The sequence below is a fragment of the Halorubrum sp. AJ67 genome (genome assembly GCF_000513435.1).
On sequence record NZ_CBVY010000003.1, the window covers coordinates 5,840 to 7,550 of the forward strand.

Here is a 1,711-nt window from a genome sequence, read left to right on the forward strand (position 1 = left end):
ACGACGGAGGGGGCCGCGCGCACATCAACTCGGGGGTCGACGGCGTTCCGGGGACAGAACCGACGGACTGTCGAGGCAATCCGGCGCGACCGCCCGTCTCAGATCTTGTTTTCGGCGTCGTCGGCGAGCTCCTCCATCCGCTTGCCGACGCGGCCGGCGGGCGAGAACTCGTCTTCGCTCATCGCGTTCGCCAAGGCGTTGCCGAGCACGAACACGGCGTGTTTGTGCTCGCTCTTCGATTTGTGAACGTGAGAGGGCTCGACGTCGAGCTCGTCGTACGGGTCGAACAGCGACCCGTCCACCGTCTCCTGCGCGCGGAAGTGCTCCATGATCGTCACCATCTGTTCGTGGAGTTCGAGCAGCTCGTCTTTGTGCATGCCCTTGGATACGGCCTGTAGGCCCTTTAAGCGTTGTTGAGGCCGGGACGCACGGTTCCGCGCGTTCGCGGGGGTCAACGAGCGCAGCGCGCGGTCAGAAGACGTACTCGTCTTCGTGGCCCATCATCCCCTCGTCCTCGAACCCGCTGGAGTCGTCGTCGTCTCTGGGGCCGCTCGTCTTGTACGCCTTGATGCCCGTCGATAGCAGTTCCTCGACCGCCTCCTCCCGGTTGAGGAACTCGCCTTCCTCGACCATCTGGGCGATCTGCATCTCCAGATGCTCCGGCACCGTTATCTTCACTCGTGGCATTTGCTGTCCGGGTCTTGTGGGATAGCGCATATAAAAGTGGCGTCGCAGATCCGCGTATCTGAAAATTCAGAACTAATCTCAAAAAATCTCCTTTCAGTTACCAAAATTTGAACTTCACTATCTCGAACGTCGCCGTCACCGATCGCCCGAGACGGTTGCTCGCGCGCGACTCCGCTCTCGGGAGCGACATTCATACGTCGATCCGGGCCGTACCGTGGTTCATGACCGCATCCCGTACCGACTCCGTCGAGGACCTCACGGACCTCTACCGCGAGTACGGCGACGACCGGCTCCCGCCGGGGCAGCGCGAGACCGACGGGTTCCCCGTCCTCTCGAAGAGCGGGACTCCCTCGTGGGACCCGGAGACGTTCGAACTCGAGGTGTGGGGCGCAGTCGAGGAGCCGCTCTCCGTCTCGCTCGACGAGTTCCGCGACCTCCCGGCCGTCACCCAGCGACAGGATTTCCACTGCGTGACGGGCTGGAGCAAGTTCGACTGCGAGTTCACGGGCGTCGCGTTCGCGGATCTCGCCGAGCGCGCCGGCGTGAGTAACGACGCCGAACACGTCATGTTCCACTCGCTCGACGGGTACACGACCGACCTCCCGCTCGACGAGTGTACGAAGCCGGGCGTCCAGCTCGCCTACGGCTTCGACGGCGACGACCTCCCGGCCGACCACGGCGGCCCGATCCGCGTCGTCACGCCGCATAAGTACGCGTACAAGGGCGCAAAGTGGGTCTCCGGCGTCGAGTTCCTCACGGAGAAGGAGCTGGGCTACTGGGAGAAGCGCGGGTACAGCGACACGGCGAACCCCTGGAACGAGGAGCGCTACAGCTGACGGCCGCCGCTTCGACGCCCGGAATTCCCGTCCGCTCGCCGTTCGATTTTCCCCGCTTTCTCCGCCCCGATAGTCAAGATAAAGGGTCCCCGTCCCCGACACGTATCGCATGGAACAGGCGCGCTCGCGGTCGTCGCCGCCGCTGGTCAGCCGGACCACGGAGATCGACGAACCGGCGTTCACGGCGG

Annotated in this window: 3 protein-coding genes; 1 reads left to right on the forward strand and 2 read right to left on the reverse strand. The window is 64.3% G+C overall.

The annotated features are described in order from the left end of the window. Positions 1-98: 98 nt before the first annotated feature. Together BN903_RS03920 and BN903_RS03925 are read right to left on the reverse strand one after the other, a co-directional pair. Positions 99-377, reverse strand: a complete 279-nt coding sequence (locus BN903_RS03920; RefSeq protein ID WP_048076500.1) for a UPF0058 family protein — start codon at positions 375-377, stop codon at positions 99-101. Positions 378-471: 94 nt separating this feature from the next. After that, on the reverse strand, positions 472-687 hold the full coding sequence (locus tag BN903_RS03925) for a ribbon-helix-helix domain-containing protein (protein ID WP_006630092.1): 216 nt from the start codon (positions 685-687) through the stop codon (positions 472-474). 221 nt (positions 688-908) lie between these two features. On the opposite strand from BN903_RS03925, the gene BN903_RS03930 reads away from it, so the two are divergent. Continuing rightward, the gene (locus BN903_RS03930) at positions 909-1,523 is read left to right on the forward strand and encodes a sulfite oxidase-like oxidoreductase (RefSeq protein ID WP_048076736.1); all 615 of its coding nucleotides are present in this window, start codon (positions 909-911) and stop codon (positions 1,521-1,523) included. The last annotated feature ends 188 nt before the right edge of the window (positions 1,524-1,711 follow it).

Bases quoted from the DNA above. Each gene is read 5' to 3' on its own strand.
- BN903_RS03920 (WP_048076500.1), bottom strand. From the start codon at position 377: ATGCACAAAGACGAGCTGCTCGAACTCCACGAACAGATGGTGACGATC.
- BN903_RS03925 (WP_006630092.1), bottom strand. From the start codon at position 687: ATGCCACGAGTGAAGATAACGGTGCCGGAGCATCTGGAGATGCAGATC.
- BN903_RS03930 (WP_048076736.1), top strand. From the start codon at position 909: ATGACCGCATCCCGTACCGACTCCGTCGAGGACCTCACGGACCTCTAC.